The sequence below is a fragment of the Actinomyces sp. 565 genome (assembly GCF_010365615.1).
In the GTDB taxonomy this organism is placed as follows: domain Bacteria; phylum Actinomycetota; class Actinomycetes; order Actinomycetales; family Actinomycetaceae; genus Actinomyces.
The window spans coordinates 1-5,708 of sequence record NZ_PIZD01000030.1; the positions used below are offsets into that span (position 1 = coordinate 1).

General features: G+C 70.9%; 4 protein-coding genes. 2 read left to right on the forward strand and 2 right to left on the reverse strand.

Annotated features, from left to right (window positions below; genetic code table 11):
* Window positions 1–524: 524 nt before the first annotated feature.
* Window positions 525–941, reverse strand: coding sequence for a DUF2000 domain-containing protein (locus GZ997_RS05840; protein WP_161923326.1), 417 nt, complete (start codon window positions 939–941; stop codon window positions 525–527).
* 348 nt (window positions 942–1,289) lie between these two features.
* On the opposite strand from GZ997_RS05840, the gene GZ997_RS05845 reads away from it, so the two are divergent.
* Complete coding sequence (locus GZ997_RS05845; protein WP_162679219.1) at window positions 1,290–2,090, forward strand: TrmB family transcriptional regulator; 801 nt, start codon at window positions 1,290–1,292, stop codon at window positions 2,088–2,090.
* A 395-nt stretch (window positions 2,091–2,485) separates the two neighbouring features.
* Window positions 2,486–4,237, forward strand: coding sequence for a DUF885 domain-containing protein (locus tag GZ997_RS05850; RefSeq protein WP_162679220.1), 1,752 nt, complete (start codon window positions 2,486–2,488; stop codon window positions 4,235–4,237).
* A gap of 115 nt (window positions 4,238–4,352) precedes the next feature.
* On the opposite strand, the gene GZ997_RS05855 is transcribed toward GZ997_RS05850, so the two are convergent.
* Window positions 4,353–5,708: amidohydrolase (locus GZ997_RS05855; protein ID WP_162679221.1), on the reverse strand; the 1,356-nt coding region annotated here is incomplete at its 5' end.

Consider the following 5,708-nt stretch of genomic DNA (forward strand, 5'->3'; position numbering starts at 1 on the left):
CGTCCCAAAACCCATGAGACTCAACCGTCCCAGAAGTCATGAGACTCAACCGTCCCAGAAGTGTGGAGACAGCACAGTTGTAAGAAAGTACGAATCGTCTGTGCAAAGGTACGAACCGTCAGCCCAGCGCCGCCGACCCACGACGCCGTTCTGCCCCTGGCTGCCCTACACCGCCGCCCTGCACCGGCGTACGCACCAATCCCGCCCGAAGAACACGCCCATCAGCTCAACCGGCACGTGCCCGGCGGCGTGGGTCATCCCCCCCGCAGACACAAACCAGCTCTCCCAGCAACGGCGCGCGGTGCTGGAATCCGGGGTGACGTCGGGCGCGTGGGAGGCCTGTTCGCCCACGCGGCCTGCCGTTGACGCCGAGTCCCGTGCCTGTCGGCCCAACGCTGTCCAGGATCAGCATTAACGACTCCGACGTCGCCGACAGCCGCGGGCAGAACCTTGGAATCACACGACCTCGCGATCAGCACCAGCAATCGCCAACGGCAATGTGCCGAACTCGGACGCCCATTTACTCAGCGGAACAGCGGGAGAGAGCCGGTCAGTGAGGTGACCTGTGCGCGCGGGCCGACAAGCGCCACGGCCAGGTAGTCCAGGTCCGCGGAGGCGACGGCCGCGAGCGCGCGGGTGTACTTGTCATAGGTGTGCGCCCCGGCCGCCGTCTTGGTGAAGCCGATGACCTCGATGGGCGGTTGCGCCTGCGCTAGTTCGGCCAACTGGGATGCGGGCGCGACCAGCACGGGAACGGGGGTGTCGGAGATGCCGGCGTGCATACGTCCATCGGCGTCGGGCACATCCGGCCCGATTAGGTCCGCGTGGCGGGCGCCAATGGTCAGTGCCAACAGGGCGCTGGCGTTCGCGGCCCTGGCGGCAGTGGTGCCCTCGGCGATGACAATGACGATCTTGCGGGCGGTCGAGTTCTGCTGACTCACAGCGGGTCTCCTCGCGGCATTGACGATATTTGACAGGCGGGCAGCGTTTGCCCCCGCCTGCGAACCGGTTGGGTAGAGCGGGATACCAACTCGACTTCAGGCTGAGGCCGGGGTGGGCTCGCCCCACGCGGGACATAGTAGTCACCCATTGGGTGACTATGCGAGCAATTTATGGGGTGACTATGCTCCCGATTGGGTGCTCGACGGGGTACTCGATGCCGCCCGAGCAGCTCAGGCGCGTCACGCACCGGCAGACACTGCGGCCGATGCATCGTGACCGATGGCCATCGTGCGGGCGCGGCGTCGTCTCCGCCCCAGCACCAAGTTGAGGATCGGAGGACGGGGATCATGGTTTCAGTGGCGGAGCAGTTGCAGGCGCTGGGAATGACCGACTGGGAGTCTCGTGCCTACCTGGCGCTGCTGGAGGAGGCGCCGGCAACCGGGTATGCCATCGCCAAGCGGGCCGGGATCGCCCGCTCCAAGATCTACGAGGTGCTCGCCTCCCTCGCCGCCGACGACTACGTCCAGGTCTCCCGCGGCAATCCCCAGATGTACGCGCCGCTGCCGCCGCGCGAACTCATCTCCCGTCTGCGCTCTCGCTTCAACGACAGCCTCGATGCCGCCGAGGCGTCCTTGTCCGCCTTCGCGGCCGATGCCGTCCACGATGGCGCCATCTGGGATCTACAGGGACGGGCCGCCATCATCGAGAGGGCCAACCGACTCATCGCCGCCGCGCAGCACCGCATCCTCGCGGAACTGTGGGCGCAGGACGTGCCCGCCCTGGAAGACAGTCTGCGTCGGGCCGCAGACCGCGACGTGGAGATCATCATCGTCGGTTATGGCGAGATCGACCTCGACTGTGCGACCGTCCACCCCCACCCCGCCACAGACACCGTCACAGCCGGGCTGGGCGGCAGGTGGGTGGTCGTCTCGATCGACGACCGCGAACTCGTTGCCGGGAACGTCTCCGCCGGGGCGCACTCGCGCGCCGCCTGGACCAGCCACCCCGGTCTGGTGGTGCCCGTGACCGAACTCGTGCGGCACGACCTGTACAAGTTGGAGATGCTGGCGCGCCACGGGGACGTACTGGAGCGGAGCTTCGGTCCCGGTCTGCAGGTGCTGCGAGACAAGTACGCACCCCTGAACTGAACCGAATCCCACCCAGACTCCCGCGCAGGGAGTCCGCCCTGACGTGGGCGGCGCACGCTTAGAGTCGATGGGGCTCCAGCGATTCCGCGGAAATATGCGGAAACCAATGATCCGTTTGAGTGGCGAGGCCGCTCCTGCGTGCGCCAGCAGCCTCGGCGCACGCAGGAGCCGATCGGTGTCCTTCACCCTGGATAGATGAACGTTGGAATATCAGGCAAAACTTGCCGACAAGCCGGATAGGCAAGAGGCTTAAGCGTGCGCCGCGCCCGGGCCCCGCGCGAACGCATCTGGAGCCCCCGGTTCCGTGCGCGCGCTGACCGTTTTCGTCTGCGGCCGCACGCATCGCGAAGCTCTCCGGAGCTGGAGACAACCTCCCTGTGGCCTAGTCTCGGCGCATGACCGAGACTCCCTCCGACATCCCCTCCCCGCCACCCGCTGCGGCCCGGCCCAGCGGCGGCTCCACCCGCCGCCCCACCGCCGTGGATGCCGTTGCCGAGCGCTACGTGGAGCGCCTGGTGGACCTGTCCCCCGAGTTCGCCGTGTCCGTGGGCCTGCCCGGCCGCCGCGGCGAACTGGACGGCTACTCCCCCGAGGCGCTCGAGGCGCTGACCGAGCTGGACCGCCGCACACTCACCGAGCTGGAGCAGGTCGCCCCGGTTGACGCGGTCGACCGGGTCACCGTGGCCGCCATGCGCGAGCGGCTGGGCGTCAGCATTGAGTCCGCCGAGGCCGGCGAGGCGCTGCGCCGCCTGGACAACATCGACTCCCCCATCCAGAACCTGCGGGACCTGTTCGACAACCTGCCCACCGCCACCGAGGCCGACTGGGCGGACTTCGCCGCCTGCCTGCGCGACGTGCCGCGGGCCCTGAGTGAGTACGCCGACTCGCTGCGCCTGGCCGCCGGCCGGGGCGACGTGGCCGCCCGCCGCCAGGTAGAGGCCTGCATCAACCAGTCCCGCGCTCAGGCGGCGGAGTCCTCCAGCTCCTACACGGCCCTCATCGACGCTGCCACCACCGCCGACGGCGCACCCCTGTCCGAGTCGCTGCAGGCGGAGCTGCGTGACGCCTCCGCGCAGGCCCGCGCCGCCTACGGTCGCATCGCCGACTTCCTGGGCGAACAGATCGCGCCGCTGGCCGGTGAGGTGGACGCCGTGGGCCGCGAGCGCTACACCCGCTTCAGCCGCCAGTTCCTGGGTGCCACGGTCGACCTGGATGAGACCTACGAGTGGGGCCGCGAGCGGCTGGCAGCCATCGACGCCGAGCAGCGGGCGATCGCCGCGCAGCTGTATGGCGAGGGCGTGAGCGTGCGCGAGGCCATGGACCGGCTCAATGCCGACCCGGCGCGCACCATCCACGGCACCGCCGCCCTGCAGGCGTGGATGCAGCGCACCGCCGATGAGGCCATCGCGGCGCTGGACGGCACCCACTTCGACATCCCCGCCCCGCTGCGCACCCTGGAGTGCCGCATCGCGCCGTCGGCCACCGGCGGCATCTACTACACGGGCCCGAGCGACGACTTCACCCGGCCCGGGCGCATGTGGTGGTCCGTGCCGGAGGGGACGGACACCTTCGCCGCCTGGCAGGAGCGCACCACCGTCTTCCACGAGGGCGTGCCCGGGCACCACCTGCAGGTCGGCATGCAGACCTATGTGCGCGACGAACTCAACGCCTGGCGCCGCCTGGCCTGCTGGGTCAGCGGCCACGGCGAGGGCTGGGCCCTGTACGCCGAGCAGCTGATGGCCGACCTCGGCTTCCAGGACGACCCCGGCGACCGCATGGGCGTGCTCGACTCCCAGCGGTTGCGGGCCGCCCGCGTGGTGCTGGACATCGGCGTGCACCTGGGCAAGCGGCGCCCGCCGGAGCTGGCCGAGCTGCCCGGCGTCGGCGACGGCACCTGGGACGCCGACTCCGCCTGGGCCTTCCTGCGTCATAACGTGGCCATGACCGAGTCGTTCTTGCGCTTCGAGCTGGACCGCTACCTGGGCTTCCCGGGGCAGGCGCCCTCCTACGCGGTTGGCCAGCGGCTGTGGGAGGCAACCCGCGACGAGGCGCTGGGCCGCGGCGAGTCCCTGAAGGACTTCCACACCCGAGCACTGCGCCTGGGCAGCGTGGGCCTGGACGTCATGCGTGAGGCGCTGGCCGCGTAACGCGCCGCCGGGGCCGGGACCCGGACCTGCCGCACGCACCGTGGCAGATCGGCTGCGCCCGGCTTCGGCCGCCCCATCCAGGGGCGGGCCGCCACGGCGCGACGTCGCCTCGGGCTCACTCCTCCCAGAATCCGGCGACGTCCACGGCCCCGCCGGCGGCCTCGAAGTCGGCGCGCACGGCATCGCGCAACTCGGCGTCGTGAAGCCAGTCCAGGGCGACGGCGGCCAGCCCGTAGGCGCCGTCGACGGCGGCGGCGTCACCGGTGGGCGAGCCCGCGGCCGCGGCCATCTCGCGGGTGTGCAGGGCGACGTCGTCGCGGTCGGTGACCTTGATGAGCGGGTGAATGCCGGGCACGCGCAGCGACACGTTCCCGAAGTCGGTGCCCGCCGCAACCGTCTCCGTCACCACCCCGGCGGGCAGCGGGTCGCGGCCGCGCTCCCGCTGGGAACGCACCCAGGCCTGAAGCAGCGGGGCGTTGGACCGCACCGGCATCTCATTGGTGTTGGCGTCGGTAATGATCTCCACCCCCGTGCCGGTCATCAGCGCCGCCCCGCGCAGCAGGTCCTCCACGCGCCCCACCAGGTCCTTGAGCGTCTCGGGATACTTGGAGCGGACCATGAGGTTGAGCTCGGCGCGCTCGGGGATGACGTTGGCGACCTGCCCGCCGTCGTCGACGACGGCGTGCACCCGGTCCATGGGCAGGATCTGCTGGCGCAGCAGGCCCAGGCCGGTAAGCACCAGAGTAGCCGCGTCCAGGGCGTTGCGCCCCATGAACGGCTGGGAGGAGGCGTGGGAGGGGATACCGGTGTACACGGCGCTCATGCGGCGCACCCCCAGCCAGGTCTGGTCGGCCAGGTCGTGGGCGTAGGCGTGGGTCTGGATGGCGGCGTCGACGCCGTCGAGCATGCCGCGCTGGGCGAGGATCTCCTTGGCGGTGTCGGACTCCTCGGCCGGCGTGGTCTGCAGGATGACGCGGCCGGGCAGGGCTCCAGGGCGGCGGCGTTCAAGCTCGGCCAGCGCGAGGAAGGCGCCCACCGAGTTGGCGCACATGACGTTGTGTCCGCAGCCGTGGCCGACGCCGGGCAGGGCGTCGTACTCCGCCAGGATCGCCATGGTCGGGACGTGGGAGCCGGCGGTGGCGGGCGGCTGCGCCTCATCGGCGTCTCGCGACTCCCCGTGCTCTGCGGCATCGGTCGCGGCGACGGTGCCGATTTCCGCCCGCAGGGCCGTATCCATGCCGAACACGCCCACACTCGGGGTAATGCCGTGGGCGCGCAGCAGTTCAGCGACGGCAGCGACCGCGTGGTGCTCGGCGTAGCCGACCTCCGGGTGGGCGTACAGGTCCCGCGACAGCGCCACCAGCTCCGGCGCGAGGGAGTCGACGGCCTCGGCCAGCTCGGCGCGCAGGCCGGCCTCGGCGCCGGCGTCCTCGGGCAGTGCCGGGGCGGGGCCCGCCGCCGCGGCGCGGGC

What these genes read in the sequence shown, in the direction of transcription:
- GZ997_RS05845 (WP_162679219.1), top strand. Translation starts at nt 1,290, where the DNA reads ATGGTTTCAGTGGCGGAGCAGTTGCAGGCGCTGGGAATGACCGACTGG.
- GZ997_RS05850 (WP_162679220.1), top strand. Translation starts at nt 2,486, where the DNA reads ATGACCGAGACTCCCTCCGACATCCCCTCCCCGCCACCCGCTGCGGCC.